This is a genomic window from Mycoplasma imitans ATCC 51306 (genome assembly GCF_000518305.1).
Classification (GTDB): domain Bacteria; phylum Bacillota_I; class Bacilli_A; order Mycoplasmatales; family Mycoplasmoidaceae; genus Mycoplasmoides; species Mycoplasmoides imitans.
Window position 1 is genome coordinate 26,009 of record NZ_JADI01000009.1, and the last position, 25,359, is coordinate 51,367.

The following is a 25,359-nucleotide window of genomic DNA, read 5'->3' on the forward strand; positions in this document are numbered from 1 at the left end:
TTTATTTTTATTTATGGTATTCGGTTTGTAATTCGTTGGTAAACCAAGCTGGTGCTTTGGTTTCATATTCATTAGTATCAAGATATTTCAGAATAAAGTTTTCATCATAGTTAGCTAGATCAAAAACAATCTTGTAACTATGTAATAGTTGGTGCTTGAAATTTCCTTGATTGTTCTGATATTGTTTCTTAGCATACTTATAATCCCCCACCACTGGGTGATTAATATAAGATAGATGAGCTCTAATCTGATGAGTTCTTCCCGTAATTAGTTCAACATTTAATAAGGTATAGTTCTGTTTTTTGTAATAATAAAGCGTTTGGTATTTAGTGATAATTGTTTTGTTATCGTTTGTTTTTTGATTTTGAATTGTTACCAGAGATCTGTTTGGATCTTTGGTTAGATATGCAGTTAATGTGGCTTTTTTAGGATTAACTTCACCATGAACTAGACAGTGATAAAACTTTTTAAGATGGCGATTTTTAATAATCTCATTAAGCGCTTGTTGTGCTTTGAGATTTTTTGCACCAAGCATGATCCCAGTTGTGTATTGATCAAGACGGTTTACAATACTTGGTAAATATGCTTGATTATTTAAATAATCATATTGATTAGACTTAACTAAGTAATGCAACAAACGATTTTGCATATGATCTTGGTTGCTTGCATGATTTGTTCCTTGAGCTGGTATTCCCAAAGGTTTTTCAAAAATCACGAGATTTTCATCTTCGTAGATTAAATCTAATTCGGGTTTTGCTTTAAAAAAAGTTGGTTGTGCTTTCTTGCTATCAGTACGCAAGAAATCATAATAAGTAATCTTGTCATTAACCCTTAAGATGTAATCAAAATCAATACGTTTATTATTAACTGTAATGTCTTTTTTACGAATCATCTTATAGATATTAGTTCTGGTGTAGTTTTTTAATAACTTAAATAAGAACTTATCAATCCGAATACAATCATCTACTGATTTGATGGTGATGGTTTTTTTCATAACTTATTTAGTTCGTATAAGATGATTCCGCTACTTGTAGCCACATTTAGTGATTCGGCGTATTGATTATTAATTACGATCTTCATAATTAAATCTGATTTATCTAGTAATGTTTTAGATACTCCGTTGGCTTCATTACCAAAGATGATGATATTACCTGATTGATGGTCAAATTCATCAAGAGCAATTGCATCTTTGTGATTAGCAGTTGCAACAAATCTTAAACCTTTGTTTTTAGCAGCAGAAATAAACTGATCTAAATCTTTGATGATACTGATTTGATTACTAAAAATCGCTCCAGCAGATGCTCGGATTAATTTAGGATTATATAGATTAACTGAATCATTAATAAAAACTTTAGTTAAATCAAATGCAGCAGCATTTCTTAAGATCGTACCCAGGTTACTTGGATCTTGGATATGGTCCAAGAATAAGTAATTATATTGATCATTAAGATCAAAACTTTGGTGATTAAGATCTTTTAGTAAGTAATAAAAATAACAATCACCAGCTTGAGTGTTAATCTCTTTTAATTGATCGTTTAATTGATCTGAAATCATAATCCAACGCACTTTGTTTTGTTTTAATTTGGTTTTAATATTGGTAATCAACTTTTGATCAAAAGATTGACTAACAAATATTGTGTGGGGAATCCAATTGTTGTTTAGAGCTATTAGGTTATTCTTAAGCCCGCCTACACAAAAATAATCGCCAATGGCTTTGTTATATCCGTTTTTAAATGCGATCTTTAAGTCTTTGAAGATCGGATTAGTCTTTGCATTAATTTTGTGAAAGTTGATCATTATCAATTGTTTTTAGATAGTCATCTAAAACCTTAATTAATTTATAAAAGTCTTGTTTGTTGTCTAGACTAAAACCACTAGCAAACTTATGTCCACCACCATTAAACATTGCAGCAAAGTGGTTAATTGGAACATCATAAGATCGGATTGATCCCTTTCATTTTTGGGATTGATCATCAAAATAGATCGCAGTCCAAATTCTTACTCCATTAATATTATTAAGTGCATGTACCATCGTCATTGGCGATTTGATACCAAAACGCTTGTGCGCACCTTTTCTAATTGCGATATAAGCTAATCCATTTTTGGTAATCTTAGCATGATTAACCACATACGAATAATACTTGTGTTCTAAGATTGGTTTTAAATAAACCGCATCATGCACTTCATTGCGGTTAAAACCTGTTGCAAGGATTTCGGCTGTCATCATAAATGTGCTTGGAGTGGTTGCTAAATACAAAAATCTACCAGTATCTGTAATAATTCCGGCATAAATGTATTTAGCAATAATCGAATTTAACTTAAATCCCATTCATTTGATAAACCAACCAATCATCTCAGCTGTTGAAGAAAAAGTCGGATCAACTCACTCAATTGAACCAATAATCTCTGTCTTGGGGTGATGATCGATTCGGATAATTTCTTTAACTAACTTATGTTGGCCTGTAAGTATTCTTTCAGCATTAGCTGTGTCAAACACAATCCCTAATGAACGTTCTAAAAAATCAATATCAACCGGTTCTTTTTCAAACGGAAATAAACTAGCACCTAGTTCTGGGTCTAGTTTATACGTTCCCATCACATAGACTTTTTTGTGTGGGTACATATTGTTAATTAATTCTTTAAAAGCAAAAGCAGAACCTAATGCGTCAAAATCTGGTCGCTCATGAACAAAGAAAGTAAGGCAATCGAATTCTTTGACTTTAGCTCAGATTTGATCGTGTACTTCTAATTGTTGTCTCATTGTTTATTTAAATCAAAATGAATAATGTCGTTAGTAATTGAATTATCAATAATCACATCTAAAAAATCTAATTTAGATTCGATCTTATCAATAACTTCAATCCTTGGATTGGTAATCGGTTTTTTAGGTGCATATAATGAACAAGCATCATCATAAGGTAAGATTGAGATCTCATATGTATTGATCTTTTTGGCATGTTCAATTATTTGGGTTTTATCATAACACAATAAAGGTCGTAAAACTAATAAATCTTTGGTTGCGTTAGAAATCACTTTCATGCTGTTAATTGTTTGCGAAGCTACTTGTCCAAGCGATTCACCAGTTGCAATGCAGTCATATCCATACTCATTAACGAGTTTATTAGCGATCTTATAAAAACATCTGCGCATTAATGTAATACGGTAGTTTTCATACTTAGTATGCGATAACTCTTTTTGAACGTTTGCAAAGTTATGAATAAAAATCTTAGCATCGTTTACTTCATTGTGCTTAGCAACAGTTTGCGCTAGTAAAACAGTTTTATCTAGTGCTTGCTTTGAAGTGTGTGGTGGAGTGATGAATGTTAAAAAGTCAACATGCATTCCACGCTTGTATAATAAATCGCTTGCTACTGGCGAGTCAATCCCACCTGATAATAAAACTAAAACCTTACCAGATGATTTTACTGGTAATCCACCAGCTGCTTTATATTTATATAAATATAAAACGAAATAACCTTTGATTACATCAACACTAATAACTTTTGTTGGGTTTTTTAGATTAATCTTAATCTTGTGATTTTTTAAACAATGTGATGCTAAAGTTTTTTTCAACCCAAGACTGTCAATCTCATAACCTTTGTCTTTTCTTTTAATTTCAAAAGCTAATTCATCATTATCTTCAACCATAACTAAAACGCGATCTTGTAATAAATTTAAATCACGTTCTAATTGTTCGATTAAGCAAACATAACTAATTCCAGGAATTTTTTTAAGAATGTTAATTAGTTGAGTTTGGTCATGGTCGTGGTAATTAGTAATTACAAAATGATCATATTGTAATTCGAGTTTAAACTCAAATTCACTAATCGCCTTAATAACATTTTCTTTTAACTGATTAATGAAATTAATTCGGTTGTTATTTTTTAGCCATAACTCACCGAACTTGATCATGATTTGATAGTTGTTAGTAATCATAAAGGTTTTTAGTTCCTAAATAATTTTATGCGATTTTAAAAATTCGCGGTCAACTCTAGTCATCTTTGGACTAATTCCTGTGATAATATGATCTTTATATCAGTTCGTTGCTTGTTCAATATAAGGTTCAATACTTGATTTATCAACCTTCATATCAACAACTTCGATTAAGCGTTTACTTAAATCGATTTCTTCTGGTTTTTGGTAATCTTCTGGTCGTAAAAAGATAATTCCAAAACGACCAAATTTTGCATTTCTTAAATAAAGATAAAGAGAAAGCTGCAAAACATATTCTTTTTTGACTTTTATCTGTTTGTTTTCGTCATATCATTCAAGATATTTTTCGCGTTTATTTTTAACGATCGGTAAGCCATTTTCATCAACCATCATTCTTAAAGCGCCATCAACCTTTTTGTAGCTCAATTTATCAATTGATGTAGTTTTAATTTCTAACATTGGGTGCTTATCATCATATAAAATCTTACCATCAGCATCAACTGGCTCACCATCTGGAATTCCACCAAAGATCTCATTGTCTTTAAAAAGATCAAAACCAACTTTAGCAGGTTCATAGGCTTTATAGTTGATCTTAAACTTATCGATGATGTAATCACGAACTTTAGGTTCAATCACCACACCAGCGTTTGCTAATACAGGATCCATTGTTTCATAATAAAGATTAACCATCTTTAGCCACTCCATGAATGGAGTACTAAAATCATTAATTCCTAAAACTGTAGGAAATCTACTTCCAGTAATTTTTTTGAATTTACTACTGTTTAGTTGTTTGTATTTATCAGATAAAATTAATTGTTCTCCAACAATCTTAAAACAATCTGATAGATTTAAATCTTTCTTAAAAGGCATATCTATTTATTAAAATTATTATATAAAAACCATGTTTAATAAAAGATATGTAATTAATCAACGTTTAGAAATAAAAAAAATTGATAATTACCAAATTAATCATTTGTACGATTTTTTAAACGGCCTAAACAACGAGCATCATCTTGGTTTTAGTAAAAGCGATGTTGATCTAGTCAATCTAGAAAATTATATCGATTTTTCTAAAAGAAGATGGGCTGAAAAAAGTTCGTTCTTTTTTGTTATCTACTTGGATAATGCAATCTTTGGTCTTTTAAAGATTAATGTTGATAAAACCAACGGTCAGATTAAATATTTACTAAAAAACTATGATCAAGAGATTATTAAACAACTAATTGATTTCTTAATTAGAGTTTGTCAATCTAACAATTTGAAATGGCTATATCTAAAAGTCGAAAAAGAAAACACTCAATTAGATAGTATTTTGGCTTCAATCGGAATGTATCAACTAAACCTAATTGAGTTAAAAGAGATCAACGTAGTTAAAACCAATCGCAAACTTGCTGATAATTATTGAGCTAAGCGGGTTTAAATATTTTTTTATTTTATAATACTATCGAGTTATTAATGCGCCCATAGTTCAATCGGATAGAACATCTGACTTCGGATCAGACGGTTATGGGTTCAAGTCCTATTGGGCGCGCCATTAACTTAATACTAATAAACTAACTAACTTAGACGCCAAGTAATTTATTACTTGGTTTTTTATTACAGTTTGAGTAGTTAGTAAATTAAAAAAAACACAGCCTTGTATATTGGCTGTGTTTTTTTTGTTTTGTTGATGATTATTTCTTAGCTTTTTTTGCTTTTTTCTTTTTCTTCTTACTAGATAATAGACCGAAGTCATCATCCATGTCGTCATCATCAACTTCGTCTTCATCATCAAAGATTTCAGATGCTGCACCTTCATCAAATTGTGATAATCAGTCATCAGCATCAACTGAATCAGTATCAACACCTTTTAATGCAGGGATGTCTTCTTCAACATTAACTTCTTCAGGCTCACCTTGAACATATACGAATCAGTTACCTTTTTCATCAAAGTCACCTTCGTATCATTCTCATTCACCATCTTCTAAGTAGTAACCAAAGTTTTCATTACCGATGTAATCATCAAAGTTGATTTCACCATTTTCATCAGCATAGATGTAGTGTTCACCTTCAACCTCAACTTCTTCAACATCTTCAGAATCAGCTTCAGCGTTTTCAGATTCTTCTTCTGTTTGTTGATCTTCTGGTTGTTCTTCAGCTTCAGTAACTTCTTGTGCTTCTGGTTCTTCTCAACTTACTTCTTCTTCATTCTTAATGAAGTTGTTATCTTCGTCAAAGTAACCTGCTCAGATTCATTCACCATCTTCGTCGTAATGACCATAGTCTTCATTACCAACGTATTGTTCTCAGAATTCTGCTTCTTCTTCTGGTTCAGCTCGAGATTGTTTTTCTTGACTTAGTTCTTCGTCAGCTGCTTCTTGTTCAACTTCTTCAGGTTGATCTTCTTGAACTACTGATTGTTCTTCAACAGGTTGTTCATAAGCTGGTTCTACACCTTGAGTATTAGCACTAAAGTCAACGATTTCAGGCTCATGTTGATCATCTTCGCTAATTTCGTGTAATTCTGAATCATCTTCAGATTCATCATCTAATTCAACACCTTCAACTGCTTGAGTTGATAATGATTCTTCCTCAGATGGTTGTTCTGAAAGTTCTTCTGGTTTGGTTTGTTCTTCTTGTTCAGCAGTTTGAGCTTCTTCGTTTCTGAAGAAGTTATTATCTTCATCGAAGTAACCATCTCAGATTCATTCTTCGTTTTCGTCGTAGTGACCGTAGTGTTCATCACCAACGTATTTTTCTCAGAATTCAGCTTCTTGTTCATCTTGAGTTAGAAGTTCTTCGTCAGCTTGTTCTTGAGCTTGTTGTTGTAGCGCTTCTTCTACTTCTTGTTGAACTTCTACTTCTTCGTGAGCAGTTTCTAAGTTCTTGGTATTGCCACTGAAGTCGATGATTTCAGGTTCAGGTTGTTCATCTTCGCTAATTTCTTCAAGTTGAGCATCTTCTTTTTCTTCTTGAGTAGGTTGTTTCGTGTCATCAAGTGAATCAGCGCTTGAAGTCATGTATTCACTATCATCATGGGTTTCAACTTCAACCTCTTCTGGTTGATCAAATCCTTCATCATTTCTAAAGAAGTTTTTATCTTCATCGAAGTAACCATCCCAGATTCATTCTTCGTTTTCGTCGTAATGACCATAATGTTCATCACCAACGTATTTTTCTCAGAATTCAGCTTCTTCTTGAGCAACTTCTTCGTGTTGTTCTTGTTCAAGTGAATCTTGAGTTGCTGATTCTTGTAATCTTTCTTCATTAGCTTGTTGATCAGCTAAAGCTTCTTGAGTTTCTGGTTGATCTTCACTAGCGTGTTCTTCTGCAAGTTCATCAACAATTTCATCTTGAGTTTGTACTTCTTCAAATTGTGCTGTTGACTCATCTGCTGAAGGTTCTTGAACAACTTCTTCGTCAACTTCTTGTTGAGTTTGTTGTACAACTTCTTGGTGATCTTCTTGTTCAACTAGATCAGATTGTTCTTGAGGTTGTTCTACAACTTCTTCAAATTGTGCTGTTGACTCATCTACTGAAGGTTGTTCTACAACTTCTTCATCAACTTCTTGTTGAGTTTGTTGTACAACTTCTTGGTGATCTTCTTGTTCAACTAGATCAGCTTGTTCTTGTGGTTGTTCAACTTCTTCAAATTCTGCTGTTGGTTGTTCAATTTGAACTTCTTCTTGACTTAATTCTGGTTCAACTTGAACTTCTTCTTCAACAAGTTCTGGTTCAACTTGTAATTCTTCTTCAACTTGTTCGATTGCTTGTTCACCAACAACCGGTTCAACGCTAACTTCTTCTTGTTCAGGTGATTTAGGTTTAGCTAACTCAAATTTGCTATCAGCTAATTCAACAGCCGAAAGATCAACGCTTACAACTTCACTTGGAGTAGTTTCGTCTGCTAATTTAACTTCAACATTAGATAAATCTAATTCTTTCTTAGCGAATACATCAGGTTTGCTGATTTCAACTACAGGTTTACTTGCTTGATCACTAACAATTGAAGGACTAATTTCAGTTAACGCTAATTCTTCTTTGAATTCGAATTGTGGTTTAACAACTTCTGTTTTAACTGGTTCAGTTCTAGTTTGTTCAACAAAACTATTAGCTGAGAATTTTTCAGATGGTAATTCTACTTGTTTTGTATCAACAACGATACGATCAAGATCATCAGCTATCTTATCATTAACAACAAATTCAACTTTTTGTTCAACTGCTGTAGGTTCAAAGCTAAATTCAGCTGCTTTTAGTGATTGTTCAACTACTGGTGCTGGTTGTGGAGCAAACTCAACTGGTTGAGTTGGTAATTCTGAAATTTCAGATACACCACTAACGAATTGATGAATTGATTTGTAGTTATCTTTATTTGGCTTAATGAACTTAGTTGACTTAATTTGTTTTAGTTGTTCAGCAATCTCTTGTTCTTTAAGCGCTTGCTTCTTAGCTTCTTCTTGATTTCTTAGTGATTGTTGTTTTAACTTAAGAATCTCTTCTTTAAGTCTTAACGCTTTTTCATTTAGCGATTGTTCTTTTAGTTTTAGTGCTTCTTCTTTAGCTTTTTGTTCTCTTAAAGCTTGTTCGCGTAATTCTAATTCTTTTTGAATTTGCGCTTCAACTGCTTGCTGTCTAGCAGCTAGTTCACGTTCAACTTTTTCTTTTAATAAATCTTGTTCTTTTTGTTGTTGTGTTGCTAACGAAACGATCTCATCTAATAACTTATTGTTCTTAGGTGCTTGATCTGGAACAAATTGGTTATATTCATTAAAGTATCCACTTCAAATTCAAACGTTCTTATCGTTATAATAACCATATTCGCTATCACCAATAAACTTAGTGAAGAACTCTTCTTCTTTTTCTTTCTTATCAGCTTTTTGATTTACAACTTCAACTTTCTTAGCTTTTGGTGTATATTGTAAGATCTCTTCTTTGTTAGCTGGTTTGAAGTACTCATCTAAGTTTGTTTGATCATCTAAGATTGAAGTCTTAGTTACATCACCAGTTGGTTGGCTAGAATCTTCTTCAACTCTGTTTGAAACAAATTCGTATTGATCATCGAAGTAACCATCAAAGATTCAGTCACCCTTAGAATTGTAGTGACCATATTCTTCATTACCAATGAATTCTAATCAGAATGGTGCTTGTTGACTTGATGATACACCTAATACAGATCCATCAATGATTTCATCATTGTGAATCTTAGACTTATCATAAGTCAAGATACCAAGATCTTCGTCAGTTGGTTTTTGGTATCTGCTCTTGTTAATTAATTGATTTCTAGCTGGTTCTTCTTGTTTTTCAACTAATTGTTCAACCTGATCATCATCTGGTTGTTCTTGTTCATTAACATAAACAACTTTAGGTTTAGCAGTTTTGAATCGCTTAGATTCAATTTCGTATTCTAAGTTGTTTTGATTGTTCTTCTTTCAAGAATCAAATAAAGTTGAGAAGTTCGATTCTGAATGAACGTTTTCAGATAAGATTTCTAAATCAACCTTATCAGGTTTGAATTCGCCATTGTTATCAAAAGTACCAGTTCAGATCCAAACGCCATCGTTGTCGTAGTAACCATATTCTACGTTACCAATGTGTTTTTTGTATCTTGGATCATCCAGTAACATCTTGTGTAGATCTGAGTCTGGAGTGATCTCATTAGTTTTAAGAACTTTTGGAGCGTTAGTTTTTTTACTTACGTCTTTCTTCTTAGGGAAACTTTGTTTTTGTTTTTCAGCTAAAACTTCTTCTTCAGTCTTAAAGTCATGAGTTGGGTCAGGAATTCAGTTTAATTCTTGGTCAAATACCCCGTGTCAGATTCAAACTTTAGAACTTCCTTCAATGTGACCATAAACTGGATCATCAATTAATTCTTTTCATAACTTCTTGCGTTCAGAAGCCTTAATTGACGATAAAATTACATGTTTAGTTCCATAGAACGGTACTTCTTCATCACTAGTAAATGGAATTCATTTTTGTAGTTTTGAAAACTTACCTTTTCAGTTCCAAGTTTTGTTATTATAGAAACCGTATTCTGGATTACCAACATAAGCTTCTCAGAATCTACGTGCTGGATCACTCTTTTGTTGATTACCAAACATCTCATCGATCACTTTAGTTGGAACGATGCTATTTTTCATTCCTTCTGAGCGTTCTTTACCTAAATCTAATAGTTGGTTAGGTGTATAGATCTCTTCGGTATCTTCTGAACTAGCTAGATCCACATCCATATCAAGATCAAATTGCGAATCTTTATCAGCTGATGAACTTTGAGATTTTAGATCATTAGATACAACTGGAAGTTCGTATTTGATTTGAGGTTGAATTGTGCTGGTAATATCATCATCCAATAAACTTAGATCTAATTCATCATCGATATTATTAGCATCAAACTCTTCAAAAGCAGCTAGCTCTTTGTCTAAACTTTCGGTGTTAATTAAATCATCTGATTCTAGTGATGAGATATCAACAATAGGATCATCTGATTCAATATCAAAGATATTTGTAACAACTACTTCTTCTTTAGTGTTAGTTAGTGCTTTTTGTGGTGTTAATTCTGCTACTACTTCAATATCAGATTTACTATCATCTTCTACTGAATCAGTAACCACTGATTCAAAGTTGTGTTCAGTTGTAGGAAGGAAATCTTCTGTGCTTAATTTAGCTTCACCAATTAAAGCTGTAGTTTTTTCTTCAGTTAATTCGATTACTTTAGTTTGTAATCTTTCGATCATTTCATTTTGTTTTGAAACGATACGAAGTTGTTCTTTCATTCTCTTATTGAAAGAACTAATAATATGACTTAATTCTGATTGTTTTTTGTTAACAACAACTAATTCATTTTGGTTTGGGCTTAATTGATTGTAATTATTTGCTGGAACTAATTCAGTTGTACTAGCAAATGGATCAAAATCAATTAGTTGTTGTGTATAACTATTTTGTTGAGGGAATAGTTCTTTTTGTTGTTGGTTTAAATAAGGCGCTTGTTGATATGGGTTTGCATTTGGCGGTACAAATCCAGGATGTACTGGTGGATAATAATATGGCGGAACGAAATATGGATTAAAGTAAGGATTGAATGGCGGACGACCATAAGGGTTCATTGGACGAACATAACCCTTAGGAATGTACATTCTTGATGGAATTGGTTGGTTAAAACGTTCGTTGTTAAAACGATCAAAATTGTTGTTTAGTTGATTATTAAATTTTTGTTTATTTAATTTAGCGTTTTTATTTGGTTTATTACTATCAAAATTTAATGGTGAACTATCACCATCGAAATCAGGTAAATCATCAAAACTGTTAGATGCTACTGCATCATTGAAACTTGGGTGATATTGGTTTCTTACAATAAACTCACCTTCATCTTCTTTTTTATTGTCGTGTTTCATTTCGTTTGAAATCACTAAATTTTTCTTATCGATATCTTTCATTTCCTTAAAATGATCGCTGTAACTTTCGTCCTTCATTTCTTTAGTATAGTCTAAAGCAGATTCAGCATAAAAAGCCTCTGCTTTAATCTCTTCTTTAATTGCTTCTTTATCTTTAATCGTATCTATTGATGCTTTTTTAGCCAATAATTCAAAGTCATCTTTCTTAGATTCTAGATACTTCTTATAATAGTCAGAATAATTTAAAGATTCTAACGCCTTTTTAGAAACCTTTTTCTTACTGTTACCATCTAGTGAAATAGAAGCAGGCTCATTATCGTGCGCGCTTTTATTTTTAATAGTTTTTTTCTCAGTTTTTTTGTTGTCAGCCATATTTCTTAAATGTTATAAATAAATGATTTTATAAAACAATGATCAGAATAAATATTCTGAATCCATAATTCAAATATATTTTAAAATAAAATAATTTTAAAAACGTTATTTTTCTTCTGTTTTTTCTCGTAAAATTTTTGAGATTAAAAGTAGTAAATTATACACTTTTGATCTTGCGATTTTTTTTCTTATAAGAACTAATTAAGCGTTGTTTAACTTTAGCTTCGATTGCTTGACGTTTAGCTTTAGCTTTAATCTTATTAATCTTTTGTTTAACTTTCTTTTTATAACCTGGTTGAACTTTTTTAGGAGCTGAAATCAACACTTTTTTGATCTCATTAGCAACCGCCTCATCCTGGGCTTTTTTATAAGTTGATTTGACAATTTTGTATTTAGTTAAAGATAAATCCCGATTAATCTTTAATGGGATAAATACCAACTTCTTAGCTTCAAGTCGTCTTAAGATCGCTTCATCGTTCGGATCAAAAAACACATATGATACCCCGGTTTCATTACCTCTAGCTGTACGCCCAGATCTGTGAATATATCAAATATCATCTTTAGGTAAGTTTCATGAAATTACGTGAGATACTGCTTTGAAATCAATACCTCTAGATGATAAATCAGATACAATTGCATATTTAACTTGATCATTTTTGATTAAGTTAAATTGTTGTTTTCTTACCCTTTTATCTAACTTTCCGTGTAGTGTAGCAAAAGCAATCTGGTTTTGTTCAAATCAGTTTTGAATTGGCGGAATATCTTTTATCTTATTAACAAAGATTAAACAAAGATAAGGATCAATATTTTTAATCACTGCGTGAAGTGAATCTAATTTATCTAGACTTTTATTTTTAATTAGATAATGTTTAATCTTTTCGTTAATCCAGATCGAATCTGAAACGTTGATTGGTGTCGCATTTTTAATAAAACGTTTGATCTTATTAATTACATCAAGGTGTAATGTTGCACTAAAGGCTGCTATTGTCAATTTTTTATTGGCATTAGATAGGTAATTTTGCGTCTTTATTAAATCAGCAAAAAATCCTTGATCAATCATCATATCGATCTCATCATAAATTAAATATTTCGTTGATTTAAGATTTCAATTTACTGCATGATCAATCGCTTGGTTAAATCGACTTGGAGTTGAGATCAAAATGTGTGGTGGATTATTTTTAATATTAATAATTTGTTGATCAAATTCAGTATTACCGACAAAATCCTTAATTTTGATTGCTTTATTATTTTTAATAAAACTGAGTAATACAGTTTTGATCTGATTTGCCAACTCTCTAGTTGGAACTATAATAACTGCCTGAATTAAATTTTGTTCTGGATCTAAATTTTGTAAAATTGGTAATAAAAAAGCTAAGGTTTTACCAGTTCCCGTAGGTGCAACACCAATTACATTTTTTTGCTTAACTAATGGTAAAATTGCTTCTTTTTGAATCTTCGTTGGTTCATAAATCCCTAGTTGTTTTAGGGTTTTAGTAATAAAATCTTTTCAAGGATATATCTTGTTCATAAGTTAATTTTAAAAATAAAAATAAGAAGTTTTTGTTTAAACTTCTTATTTTTGCGTCTAAGTTAGTTGTTAGTTAATTATAAAATTATTTCTTTGTTTTTGCTTTTGGTTTAGCTTTTGTAGCTTTTTTAGCAGGGGCTTTTTTAACTACAGGAGCTGCTGAAGTTAGGTTATAGAAAGTTTTACTTCCTAAGTATTTAGCTTTATTAGCTAATTCAATTTCAATTGCTAATAAGCGGTTGTATTTAGCAATTCTTTCAGATCTTGACATAGAACCAGTCTTAATTTGACCTGTGCTTAAAGCAACTGCTAAATCAGCAATGAATGAATCTTCAGTTTCACCTGAACGGTGAGAAACTACTGCAGTTCAATTAGCTTTTTTCGCAATGTTAATTGTTGAAATTGTTTCAGTTAATGTACCAATTTGGTTTAACTTAATTAACACTGAGTTTGTAGCTGATAATGAAACACCTTTAGCTGTTAACTCAGGGTTTGTACAGTAAGTATCATCACCAACGATTTGTACTTTCTTGCCAATTTTCTTAGTTAGTAATTCCATACCAGCTCAATCGTTTTCATCTAGACCATCTTCGATTGAAACGATTGGGTATTTCTTAGTTAATTCTTCTAAGTAGCTAATTAATTGTTCAGTAGTTTTAGTACCTTTTTCTTCAGAAAGAATTCCAGCTTTAACTGCTTTTTTAAACACATAAGCTTTCTTTTCTTTGCTGTAGAATTCACTAGCTGCACAGTCAAGTGCAAATGCTACATCTTTACCTAATGCATAACCTGCATCAACAACTGCTTGACTCATTAAGTCAAGTGCTTCTTCTGCTGATTTTAAGTTAGGTGCAAAACCACCTTCATCACCTTTGTTAGTGTTGAATTTTTTAGACTTAAGAATCTTTTGTAGTGAGTGGAACACTTCACTAGCCATTTGTAATGCCTTAGCCATAGTTTTTGCACCTACTGGCATAATCATGAATTCTTGGAAGTCGATTGTATTATCAGCGTGAGCACCACCATTAATTACGTTTAACATTGGAACTGGTAGGATGTAATCAACGCTTTTAACTTTAGCTACCTTTTTAGCAATGTATTGATATAAAGGTAATTTTAATGATTCAGCAGCAGCTCTACATACAGCCAATGATACCGCTAATAATGCGTTAGCACCTAATTTAGATTTAGTCTTAGTACCATCTAGTTCGATCATAAACTCATCGATCTGAGTTTGTAAAGTAGCATCAACACCTAAGATTTTTGGACCAATCTTTTTGTTAATATTGTTAACAGCTTTAGTTACACCTTTACCATGGTATTTAGTTCCACCATCTCTTAATTCTAGAGCTTCCTTTTCACCAGTTGAAGCACCAGATGGAACCATTGATAACCCTTTAGATCCGTCGTTTAAAACAACTTCACATGCAACTGTAGGAAAACCTCTTGAGTCAAATACTTGGTATGCAAAAACACTCTTAATTTCTAATTTTTTGTTTTTGCTAGTACTGTTTGTTTTTGCCATTTTATTTTTCTTCTTTTTTTTATTTTTAATTGAAATATTTTCACTATTTATTTTATAAAAATAAAAACTAAATCTCAAAATATATTTATAAGATTTTTTCATTGTGGTACTTATGAGCAGAATCAATCAAGGCCATTTCGGTAACGAAGTGTCAACTTGTTGTTTTGAGATGAACTAAAATATGATCAACGATTGGTAAAATTCGTTGATCATGTTTTTTTATTTTTGAACTAAATTTATTCTTTTGAATCTTTCATTTTTTTGAATAAATTTTTTAGCTCTTCTTTTTGCTTTTCTTCTTCTTTGATTGTTTTAACACCGATACCTAACTCTTCTTCAATGTTATCTTTATTCTCTTCTTGAACAGATTGGGTATGTTTTAAATTTTGCTCATCATTAGCACCGGATAATGGTGATTTAAACTTAAAGATATTTTTGTATAAGTCAGCAGGATTAACATTACTTGTCGCTGTTTGTGTAGCTGAGTCATCTTCTTTATTAACAGTTGTTGTTTGTTCTACTCTTTGACTAGATGCGCTTTGATTATTATCAACAGTTGTTGTTTGATTGTTGACCTCTTGAGTTTTAGTATAAGCATGCATCTTTTTAAAGACATCTTTTAAATCTTTAGTTGGATTATCATTAACCTTAGTTTCTTTGGTTTGATTGCTATTAACTTCAGTTTGTGGAGCTGAAGTTGGTGGTGGGGTGTAAGATTGCTGACTAGAAGTTGATTCGCTTGAAGTATACTCTGGATTTGAATCAGTTTTTGGATCTACTTTAACAGTTTGTTCTTTGTTAATCTTTGTTGTTGGTTGATCAGTAGTTTTAGTTGTATTATTTGGATCAACTGCTTGAGTTTGAGTTGCTGAAGCACTAAATGTTTGTTTATTAAATTTTTTAAACAGGGCATCCAGATCAGGATCTGGATTAGCTTTAGTTTGAGCATGTTTTTGTTCGTTGTTTGGTGGAGTTGAACTAGATTGAGGTTTAACTTCTTCTTTTGATGGTTCACTTTGTGCTTGTGTGTTAGATTGAACATTTTCAGATTGTGGTTGCTCTTGTTCATTTGGTTTTTCAACTTTTTCTTCTTGTACAACTACTGTTTCAGCATCCAACTTAACAATTGCTTTTTTTAATTTAGATAAAGAAGTAAAAAAACTATATTGCACACTAAACACACTCTTAATTAGGATTGAAGCAAATAATAAGATGACACCAAAACAAAAGAAGATTCCCAACATCCCACTAATAAGTGTTTTGGTATTTATCGTTGAATCTTTTTCGATTACATCATCTAAAGTTTTTTTACTTTTGATAATTTCTTCGTAATTGCCACAGAAATTAAAGAAAACAAAAAAACCAAAGATCGCTAAAAAAAGCGTGATACAAGCGCACACCAAACTAACCCGATTAACAAAATTAAGTTGTCGTTTAATCTCTTTAATTGGTGTGTCTAACTTCTTATGGTTATTAAAATAAAACCCAAAACTAATTAAAGTAATCAAACTAACCAAAATGATTAGTAGAAAACCAAATAGCACATGACTGATTAAACGGTTTGCATTGAACTGTTCTAATAACAACTTGATTGAAGTTTTATCATCAAAATTTGGTTTGCTATTATAAGCCGTTCATAAAACTATAAAAACATTAACTGTTAGTAGTAATACTAATAAAGCGCTGATTAATAAAAAAGTAAAACTACTGATTGATAAACCGTTTTGTTTTTTAATTAAAGAACAATGCGGTTTAATTTCAGTACTAATTAGGTTTGAAAGGTAATTAGACAATTTTGCTAAATTTACTGTGTTATTATCATTAACCATATAAATTAATATTATTATTATATTAATAATTTGTTTACTAACAGTTTAAAGAGTATAAATATGACAGCGACTAATTGTGTTTTTTGTAAGATTATTAATAAAGAGATTGAAGCTAATATAATAGCTGAAAACGATTTAGCAATCGCTTTTTTAGATGCATTTCCTGTATCAAACGGACACACACTAGTGATCCCTAAAAAACATCATAAAGATTTTAGCCACACACCTAAAGAAGAAATGCATGCGGTGACTGATCTTGCTCAAGAAGTTGTTAAGATCTTAGATCGTTCAGATCTAAATGTTTATGGATATAATTATTTATCTAACCAAGCATCGATTGCAGGGCAAGAAGTATTCCATTTCCATTTACATATTATTCCTAAGTATGCTGCTAAAGAAGGTTTTGGTTTTAAAACTAATAAAGTTAATATTTTAGATCTTAAAGAACTAATGAAGCAAATTAAGCGTTAAAGTTCGCTTAATCCACCTGAAGCTTTTTCGGAATTTTTATCAGCTTTAGAACTATCAGATTGCTCTTGAGCAATCTTATTATTTTGATCAAAAGAAATAATCACTGATTTATCATCACTATTAACTGGTTTGATGTTCTCATCAGTGTTATTTTTTCTCTTATCAAGCGCTTGTTCAATAAATAAACGCGCTAAACGAATAATTACAAAATTAACGATTGTAATAGCACTCGTTAGTCCGATCGAAACATAAATTAAGATCGTGCTAATTCTAAAACTACTGATCACACTATTAGCATTAGCAGCATCAGCACTACGATAAAAATGAACTGATAATACCACGAACAACATTCCCAGAATGATGTTGAATAAATATACCGAAATTCCACCTATATACATCCTGGTATATTTTTTATCGTAATGAAATTTTTGATAAAAGAAATCTTTAATAAAAAACTTAATATCAAGACCTATAAAAGCAATTCCGATTAAACTACCAATAAGCGATGTTATGATCATTACTTCGGGATTTAGTTGCACCCGATTATTGTTAATCGGATTGATTTCTCGAAGTAAAATGGCGTTAATACTAAAACCGATAAAAACAAATAGGTTAGCTAAAAAGGTAATGTAATGATTTCTTCATTTTTTTCACTTCATCATAATTTAGATCACCTTATTTAAAATTGCGCTAATCAACTTAATACTATTAAGATCACCATATTCTTGGATTAGTTTTGTTGCTTGAGAGATTAAAACTGCTTTTTGGGTTTTTAGCACTTTAGCTTCAGTGATCACCAAATTAAATAACGCTTTAACCATATAATCTAGTCGGTTTCAACTTCAAGTTTCTTTTAAATGCGCTGAAACGATTGTGGGAACTTGATTAATGAAACCAGTTCAATTCGTTAGGAATTCTTGATCATTAGAATCAGATAATTGATTAATCTGCTCATAGATCTCATCAAGATTTAAATCAAGCAACAATACTTGATAAATAAAAGTTAAACGATCATACCTAATCTGATACTGTGATCTTTGATTAACTTGTTTTTTCATTAGAATTGTTGGATAAAATTAACAGAAGTGATTACTAAACCCAATTCAACATTGATCGCATTAATAATTTGTTTAGACAAATTTTTAATGAAGTTGTTATCATATTTCTTTTTTAGATACTTCACGTAAATATTAATTTGCGCATTCGTATCATCATAAAAGTGATATAGATCAACCTTGATTAGTTCGATAACTTTATTGTTTTCAAGATAGGTATCAATCTTGTTTTTGATAAAACTACGAAACGCTTTATCTGTAATCTTGATACTGCCAAACTTGTTATAAAGAATGCTCTTGATGTTAATTTGCTCTTGAGACATATTTACCGTCGACCGTTGATACGATTACTTTTTCTTTAGATTTGATGAATTGAGGAACTTCAATTACATAACCAGTAACTAAAGTTGCTTTTTTTAGTGCATTGTTAACACTATTACCTTGAACAGCATCTTCAGCATACTCGATCTCGATCACCACTTGATCGGGTAAACTTACACCTAAGATCTCATCTTCATAACGCATGATCAGTGCCTCAGTGTTTTCAGTAATAAAGTTCTTTTCATACTCTAGTAATTTACTAGGTACTTCGATTTGCTCGTAAGTTTCATTGTTCATGAACACAAAACTATTTTGATCTTGGTAAACAAACGACATTTTTACTTTTTCAATGTTAGCTTGTTCAAGTTTCATACCAGTTAATACTTCAGTTGTTATTGAACCAGTACGTAGGTTTTTAACTTTACATTTAACGATCCCTTCGCGCATTGCGGTCTTGTTAAATGAGTTTTCAATAACCAAATAAATTTGGCCGTTTAATGTGAATGTATGACCACTTCTAAGGTCTTTTGCGTGGATAATTGATGCCATAATAACTTATAAGATTTTAATATAATAAAAAATCTCTTTGATTATATCGGATTATTGTTAGATTTTGTTCAGTTATTCTTTATTTATCAAAATCTAGAATATGTGAAAAAACTTAAAGCGTGTTTTTGCTGCTTAAGCTAATAAAGATAAACTTATAAGTTTTTGGTTATAAAAAAAATAACACTAATTGTTTATAAAGATAATCTTCATGAAGATTATCAAACAAATAAAAGTAGTTCCACATCGTGTAGAACTACTTTTATTTTTGAGTTGTTAATAAGCAATAAAAATTCTTTAAATCTTTGGTAAATATCACAAAACGTTAGCTGTGTATTATACTTACCATTTTATTGTTTTCTAGGTCTGTAAATTAATTGAAAGGTAATTGAGTATGCTTATTAAAAACAAATGTAATTGCTTTTGCACCTGTAACATTACTTCGCAAAAATAATTACACAAAAAATTAATCCTATTAATTAAAGCAAAAGTGTTACATTTAAATAATTGCTCTTGCCTTAATTATATTTATTATAAATAAAAATTCGAATATTTAAAAAAAATATAAATAAGAACTGAGTTTATTGAAATTTCAACACTTATTTTTTGTGAGGTTTATAACCTAGATATAGAAAGGAGAACTAAGCATGTTTGTTAAAAACGAATGTAGTTGTAAATGCAAAGACAAATGCACTTGCAAAGATTGTACTTGCAAAAAATAATTACACTAAAAATTAATCTTATAAAAATAATAAAAAGTAGTTCTTGAAATCTAGAACTACTTTTCTTTTTAAATTAACTATTAATGGCGGAAGCAGTGGGATTCGAACCCACGCACCATTGCTGATCTAACACCTTAGCAGGGTGTCCTCTTAACCACTTGAGTATGCTCCCAGTATTATCTTAAAAATTTTAACATTTTTTAAGACAAACTAAAAGAAATTATTATTGAGATTAAAAATCAAATTCCGTAAATTAAAAAGGTAATATAAAAAACTTTAAACGATGCTTTGTTTTTTTCGGCTGCGTAAGTTAGATAATCATCATAGCTTTTAATGTAGTTGGCTGCATTACTATGATCATATAAAAAATCGCGTTTTTCTCGGTGTTTTTTAAAAGAAAAGAACAATTCAAGTTTCTTGAATTTGTACTTTAACATCATAAAAATATTCTGGCGATTAACAAAGCCAACTGCATGAAATAAAAAACCTATTCCACTTGAAATCGTTGTCGCGTCTAAAATTTGTGTTTTCGTTGGAACGTTTCTTTTAACAAAAATTAAAAGAAACAATGCGACTACTACAACAATCAAACAAAAACAAAAACCAAATCAGCCCCTAGGATACTTAAGGCCTTTTTGGTTGATTGTGTTGTCAATCTTATCATCTGTTAAGTCGTTTTTGTTTAACGACTTAACATATTTATTAGAATAGTGGTTATAACCAGTTTTTAGCGCTTTTGATTTACCCATAAATCAAATTGCTCTTTCGTACAGAACACCTCGTGATTATCAGATACTACGTGGAATGTTGGTTTGTTAATTACTGAATAATTCTTGTGGTAACTAAACCCTTCATCAAATGAAGCTAGATCTAAATGAATATTAGATAGCTTTGGTGAAGCTTTCATTAATGATTTGGTATAAGGGTGAATTGGGTTTTTGAAAATCTTATCAACATTTCCGCGTTCTAAGATCTTACCTCGGTGCATGATGATCACGTTTTCACATGCATAGTTAACCATTGATAGATCGTGGGCAATGAACAAGAAAGTTACACCGCGTTTTTCGACCATCTCTTTCATAATATTAACAATTTGTGCTTGAATAGACACATCAAGTGCTGAAATCGGTTCATCAGCAATCACGATCTGAGGATCGGTGATTAGTGCACGCGCAATCACGATTCTTTGGCGTTGACCACCAGAGAATTCGTGAGGGTAACGATAAGCGTGTTCTGGTTTTAGACCAACTTGACTTAAAGCATCAAACACCTTATCGCGAATTAAGATTGATCTTAATGGGAATAGATAGATCCAACTTAATGATCTAGGTAATTTTAAAAATAAGTTACGGTAAACGTTTTTATCTTTAGTAATTACTCTGTGCTCAAAATCAACTGCATCCATTGATTTGAAACGTAACTTAACTGCAGATAATAACAACTTAACATCCTTATTGTGTCAGTGATTTTCGCGGGCTAAATGATGAATTTTTTCGTGAACTAGTTTTTCAAACTTTCGTTTACTACTTATGTACTGCTCGCGGAGTTTTTTAACTTCTTGTTTTAGTTGTTCGCGTTGTTGATTGATCTTTGGTAATTGGTTACGATAATCTTGAATCACCTGATCACGTTTAGTCTTTTTATCTAAAGTAACTTTCTTAGCATTTAAAAAGTTCTTAGTTGCATCTGTTTTATTACTTTTTTTGTATGAACTATAGGTATCACTAATATCACGATTTAGTTGTTTAATTTCTTTCTTTAAATTAAACAAATCAATGTTTTTTTCATTAACAATTCGCTTAGATTCGTGTTTGTGATTATCAACATCATTAACTAATGATTTGAAGTTTTTAATTATCACTTCTTTTCATTGTTCATAACTATGTTTTGCATAATTAGCATGCTTAATATAATCATTAGCATTTGCTAATGAATCAATGTAACTAATTGTGCTGCTTAGTTTATCTTGATCTAATTGATTATCTATTGCTTTGAATAATTGTTTAGCTAAATCTAAGTAAGTAGTTGCTTGATTATTAAACGGATTGGTTTTTAAAATATCCTTAGTTAATTCGATCGAAAAATTAATCACGATCGTTAACAATGGTTCAAAAATATCAGTAAAATAACCGTTGATTTGCTTAATTAATCCATCAAGATTTTCTTTTTCAAAATACTTATCATTCTTAATTAATTTAATGATACTTAACTCAGATTTTTTTCAATAATAATTAATTCCTGCATAAGCATAATCTAATGGTGTTGATGCCATTACCATTTTGTATTTAAAACTCTTTAGTTCAGATTCAACGGTTGTTAATCAACTTAAAAGTTCTGAGAAATTTCTAAACAAATAAAGTTCGTTAAAATCTTTAATCGTTTTTTTATACAACGCTTGTTTTGCTTGTCTTTGCACTTTTAAATCTAAAACTGGTTGCGAATATTTTAAAAGTTTTTGCTTATGAGTTTGATCAAGTTTAGCTTGATCAAATTCTAGATCTACTGGATCGTATTTTTGTTGATCATAATCATCAATATAATCACTGATAATCTTTTTATAATCTGAAAAATAAGCTTTTGATAACTCAATATTATTTTGGACTTTTTCAGATGCGTCATCTAATAAGAAAACCAATTCTTTGTAACCAGCATTAAAGTCGTTAGTGTTTACACTAAAACTGTTAATTTGGTTAATCGCATCAGTGTACTGATCAATTAACTTTTGGTAATATTTAGTTTGATACTGATTGGTTAAATCAAACTCTTTAGTCTCAAACACATAATGAAAATATGGCTTGATATAAGTAATCTTATTATAAAGATCTCTAGCCTTCTTATGGATCATCTTATTGATCATAATTGGCTCAGCCACTAGTCTTAGCACCGTTTTAATTGGGTTTAGCGAACTCATTGGATCTTGAAAGATCATCTGAGCATTTTGGTGCAACCAAGACTTATTAGCTCGTGTTATTTTCTTATTACCAATCAACCGACCATCAAGATTGATCATTCCCCCGCTAACTTTATTAAGTCTTACCAGAGTTTTACCAATCGTTGATTTTCCACTACCAGACTCACCAATAATCCCAAAAAAGTCACCTTTATTAACTTTAAAAGAAACGTTGTCAACAGCCGTAAACTGCGAACCCCTAGAGTTGAATACTACTGATAAATTAGCGACATCTAATAATGGTTTTTGCGCTTTATTTTTTTGGTTACTCATCGATCTTTTTCTCTCTAGTATCAAATACGTTATAAACTACTTCAGGGGTTTTATCTTTTATTTCTTTATTGTTTAACTCAGATAGCGATCTCTTGTAGATAGCAATCTTTTGCTTTACCAAATCAGGTAATTCAACTTTAGGTGCATCTGGGTGTAATAATCAAGTTGCTGCTTTGTGAGTGTGAGTGATTTGTACTAGTGGTGGTTGACTATTAAAATCTAGTTTAATGGCATATTCATTTCTTGCAGCAAATGCGTCACCTTTAGGTGGTGAGATTAAATTAGGTGCAGAACCTGGAATTGATTTTAATTTACCTTCAATTCCCTCATCAGGGATTGAAGAGATCAACGCCCAAGTATAAGGGTGGCGTGGGTCTAAGAAGATATCATCAATATTCCCTTGTTCAACGATCTTACCAGCATACATCACATAAATATAGTCACAAAAGTTGGCCACTAATGCAATGTTGTGCGAGATGAAGATCACTGTAATTTTATAGACCTGATTAATTTTTTTAATTAGGTCTAAAACCTTAGCTTGAATCGTCACATCAAGTGCAGTGGTAGGTTCATCGGCAATAATCAATTTTGGTCGTGATGCAATCGCAATCCCGATCACAATTCTTTGTCTCATCCCACCTGAGAATTCATGGGGATAAGCATTGATCTTATGCTTAATATCTACGATCCCAATGAATTCTAAGATCTGATAGATCTTAGTTTTAATTGATTTTGCGCTTTTTTCGTTACGATATTTGATCTTAGCATCTGATAGCTTGATTGTGTAATTATTTTTTAATTCATCCAGTTTTTTAGTTAGTTCTACACTATTTGATAATTCTTTTTCTAACTTTTGTTTTTGCTTGATATATCCTTCTTTAATCGCATTAACTTCTTGGCGGTATCTTCTTTTTTCAGCAATTACCAAAGCTTCTTTAATCTGTGCGCCAATCTTTTTAGTCGGATTTAAAGACATTAATGGGTCTTGGGGAATATATGTAACATATTCACCTCTTAGATTTGACCAGTCGCGGTGTTTAATCTTGGTGATATCAATATCATCAAGATTAAGATTATCAGCGACAATCTTAGAGTTATCATTAAAACCAATTAATGATTTAACACACACTGATTTACCACTACCAGACTCACCAATGATTCCAATAATCTGACCTTGTTTAGCTGAGATCGACACCCCTCTTACAGCTTGTAGCATCCCGTCTTTTGTTTTAAAAGAAACATTAAGGTTATCAATATCCACCATATAACCTGGTTTTAGTTTCTTATTAGAATCACTAACTAAATAACGTTGTTTGAATTGCATTATTTTCTACCTATAATTCTTGGGTCAACCGCATCATTAATTGCGTTAGCAATAATCTGTAATGAGATTGTAAATAATGAGAACACTACAATTGGTGGTAATGATACGTGCAATAAATCAGGCGTTACGTTTTGATATGTTGATGATAGGATCGTTCCCAAGCTTACATCTTGTCCAGATTTAAGTCCCAAGAAGACCAAACCTGCATCAACAAAGATTGCAACTGGAATAAAGTTAACAAAAATAACTGCTAATCTCCCTGAGATGTTGGGAATTAAATGATTGAAGATAATTCTTCATTGGTTAGCACCTAATGTACGTGCAGCTTGCACGTATTCAGCATCTTTAGATTTAACAATGTAAATTCTTGTTACTCTTGCAGGTCCTGTTCAATACAGTGCGATTAGTGCTGCATTAATTGCACTCACACTTAAATTACCACCAGACCCCCCTTTGGTTTGCGTAAAGATTTGTGCAAGGATAATAATCAAGATAATTGACGGCAATCCCCCTATAATCTCAACGATTCGCATCATTACGGTGTCAATTCATTTACCAGCAAAACTACCAGATATAGCTCCATAAATCACCCCGATTAATGTTGCAAACACTGCAACAATTAATGCAGATTGAAGTGAAGTAGCCATCGCTTGTCACAAATTAGTTCAAACATCAACTCCACCTTGTGTAGTCCCAAAGATCGGATATAGATCTTTTAATTGGGCTAACATATATGGATGGAACTTAATCAGCACATTGTTGTTTCCTACATCAGTTTGCTTTACGATCGTGCCTTCAAACATATACAAGAAGTCTTTTGGAATAATCAGATTTTTAGTCGGATTGGTTCCTAAAATTCTTGGTGGTAAGTTGAAATAAATTTGATCGATTCCAATTGGTTGGATTGGACTGAATTCTGATACCAACGGAACGATAATTGATAATAGGATAATGATGATTAACACTACACTAAAAATACCAGCTGCAGGGTTTTTAAAAAACCGCTTGATAATCTCAACAATGTAGTTACTTGGTTTACCAATAACCAAACTTTGCTTGTTTAGTTGTTCGTTAGCATCAACTCGATCAAACAAGGTTTTATCAAATTGATATTGCTTACTTAATTCTGATATCGTCATAGCA

At 31.4% G+C, this 25,359-nt stretch carries 19 protein-coding genes and 2 tRNA genes; 3 read left to right on the plus strand and 18 right to left on the minus strand.

Annotated features, from left to right (window positions below):
• Positions 1-7: 7 nt before the first annotated feature.
• The 5 genes from P690_RS0101460 to P690_RS0101480 are packed head-to-tail and all read right to left on the minus strand — an operon-like array spanning position 8 to position 4,803.
• Entirely contained in the window at positions 8-994 is a 987-nt protein-coding gene (locus P690_RS0101460; protein ID WP_027122028.1) for an RluA family pseudouridine synthase, read from the minus strand.
• Positions 964-1,797 carry a TrmH family RNA methyltransferase gene (locus P690_RS0101465; RefSeq protein ID WP_245576661.1) on the minus strand — a complete coding sequence of 278 codons (834 nt, stop codon included), beginning with the start codon at positions 1,795-1,797 and terminating at the stop codon, positions 964-966. Before P690_RS0101465 ends, P690_RS0101460 begins: the two co-directional genes overlap by 31 nt.
• Positions 1,775-2,761: a DHH family phosphoesterase gene (locus tag P690_RS0101470; protein WP_027122030.1), complete on the minus strand. Its 987-nt coding sequence runs from the start codon at positions 2,759-2,761 to the stop codon at positions 1,775-1,777. Before P690_RS0101470 ends, P690_RS0101465 begins: the two co-directional genes overlap by 23 nt.
• Positions 2,746-3,936: a tRNA uracil 4-sulfurtransferase ThiI gene (gene thiI, locus P690_RS0101475; protein WP_027122031.1), complete on the minus strand. Its 1,191-nt coding sequence runs from the start codon at positions 3,934-3,936 to the stop codon at positions 2,746-2,748. The genes P690_RS0101470 and thiI overlap by 16 nt, the downstream gene beginning before the upstream one ends.
• A 15-nt stretch (positions 3,937-3,951) precedes the next feature.
• Positions 3,952-4,803: an MPN551 family DNA-binding protein gene (locus tag P690_RS0101480; RefSeq protein ID WP_027122032.1), complete on the minus strand. Its 852-nt coding sequence runs from the start codon at positions 4,801-4,803 to the stop codon at positions 3,952-3,954.
• A 31-nt stretch (positions 4,804-4,834) separates the two neighbouring features.
• On the opposite strand from P690_RS0101480, the gene P690_RS0101485 reads away from it, so the two are divergent.
• Both P690_RS0101485 and P690_RS0101490 read left to right on the plus strand, forming a co-directional pair.
• Positions 4,835-5,353 (plus strand): hypothetical protein, encoded by a 519-nt coding sequence (locus P690_RS0101485; RefSeq protein WP_027122033.1) that lies wholly within the window; start codon positions 4,835-4,837, stop codon positions 5,351-5,353.
• A 37-nt stretch (positions 5,354-5,390) separates the two neighbouring features.
• Positions 5,391-5,467, plus strand: a tRNA-Arg gene (locus tag P690_RS0101490).
• A gap of 139 nt (positions 5,468-5,606) precedes the next feature.
• Here the strand turns inward: P690_RS0101490 and P690_RS0101495 are convergent.
• From P690_RS0101495 to P690_RS0101510, 4 genes are all read right to left on the minus strand, one after another.
• Positions 5,607-11,672, minus strand: a complete 6,066-nt coding sequence (locus P690_RS0101495; protein ID WP_245576662.1) for an EAGR box-containing protein — start codon at positions 11,670-11,672, stop codon at positions 5,607-5,609.
• A 157-nt stretch (positions 11,673-11,829) separates the two neighbouring features.
• Positions 11,830-13,200: a DEAD/DEAH box helicase gene (locus P690_RS0101500; RefSeq protein WP_027122035.1), complete on the minus strand. Its 1,371-nt coding sequence runs from the start codon at positions 13,198-13,200 to the stop codon at positions 11,830-11,832.
• An 85-nt stretch (positions 13,201-13,285) separates the two neighbouring features.
• Positions 13,286-14,725 (minus strand): phosphopyruvate hydratase, encoded by a 1,440-nt coding sequence (eno, locus tag P690_RS0101505; RefSeq protein WP_027122036.1) that lies wholly within the window; start codon positions 14,723-14,725, stop codon positions 13,286-13,288.
• Positions 14,726-14,961: 236 nt separating this feature from the next.
• Entirely contained in the window at positions 14,962-16,554 is a 1,593-nt protein-coding gene (locus P690_RS0101510) for a hypothetical protein (RefSeq protein WP_027122037.1), read from the minus strand.
• 60 nt (positions 16,555-16,614) lie between these two features.
• Between P690_RS0101510 and P690_RS0101515 the strand changes: the two genes are divergently transcribed.
• Positions 16,615-17,025 (plus strand): HIT family protein, encoded by a 411-nt coding sequence (locus P690_RS0101515; protein WP_036459507.1) that lies wholly within the window; start codon positions 16,615-16,617, stop codon positions 17,023-17,025.
• On the opposite strand, the gene P690_RS0101520 is transcribed toward P690_RS0101515, so the two are convergent.
• From P690_RS0101520 to P690_RS0101560, 9 genes are all read right to left on the minus strand, one after another.
• The gene (locus tag P690_RS0101520) at positions 17,022-17,687 is read right to left on the minus strand and encodes a DUF5453 family protein (protein ID WP_027122039.1); all 666 of its coding nucleotides are present in this window, start codon (positions 17,685-17,687) and stop codon (positions 17,022-17,024) included. The genes P690_RS0101515 and P690_RS0101520 overlap by 4 nt on opposite strands.
• Positions 17,688-17,690: 3 nt before the next feature.
• Positions 17,691-18,083, minus strand: a complete 393-nt coding sequence (locus P690_RS0101525) for a transcription antitermination factor NusB (protein ID WP_027122040.1) — start codon at positions 18,081-18,083, stop codon at positions 17,691-17,693.
• On the minus strand, positions 18,083-18,403 hold the full coding sequence (locus tag P690_RS0101530; protein WP_027122041.1) for a hypothetical protein: 321 nt from the start codon (positions 18,401-18,403) through the stop codon (positions 18,083-18,085). The genes P690_RS0101525 and P690_RS0101530 overlap by 1 nt, the downstream gene beginning before the upstream one ends.
• Positions 18,384-18,950, minus strand: coding sequence for an elongation factor P (gene efp, locus P690_RS0101535; protein WP_027122042.1), 567 nt, complete (start codon positions 18,948-18,950; stop codon positions 18,384-18,386). The genes P690_RS0101530 and efp overlap by 20 nt, the downstream gene beginning before the upstream one ends.
• A gap of 803 nt (positions 18,951-19,753) precedes the next feature.
• Positions 19,754-19,841: transfer RNA gene (locus P690_RS0101540), tRNA-Ser, on the minus strand.
• A gap of 28 nt (positions 19,842-19,869) precedes the next feature.
• On the minus strand, positions 19,870-20,418 hold the full coding sequence (locus P690_RS0101545; RefSeq protein WP_027122043.1) for a DUF3899 domain-containing protein: 549 nt from the start codon (positions 20,416-20,418) through the stop codon (positions 19,870-19,872).
• Positions 20,397-22,892 carry an ATP-binding cassette domain-containing protein gene (locus P690_RS0101550; RefSeq protein ID WP_245576663.1) on the minus strand — a complete coding sequence of 832 codons (2,496 nt, stop codon included), beginning with the start codon at positions 22,890-22,892 and terminating at the stop codon, positions 20,397-20,399. Before P690_RS0101550 ends, P690_RS0101545 begins: the two co-directional genes overlap by 22 nt.
• Positions 22,885-24,216: an ABC transporter ATP-binding protein gene (locus P690_RS0101555; protein ID WP_027122045.1), complete on the minus strand. Its 1,332-nt coding sequence runs from the start codon at positions 24,214-24,216 to the stop codon at positions 22,885-22,887. Before P690_RS0101555 ends, P690_RS0101550 begins: the two co-directional genes overlap by 8 nt.
• On the minus strand, positions 24,216-25,355 hold the full coding sequence (locus tag P690_RS0101560) for an ABC transporter permease (RefSeq protein ID WP_027122046.1): 1,140 nt from the start codon (positions 25,353-25,355) through the stop codon (positions 24,216-24,218). Before P690_RS0101560 ends, P690_RS0101555 begins: the two co-directional genes overlap by 1 nt.
• Between the last annotated feature and the right edge of the window lie 4 nt (positions 25,356-25,359).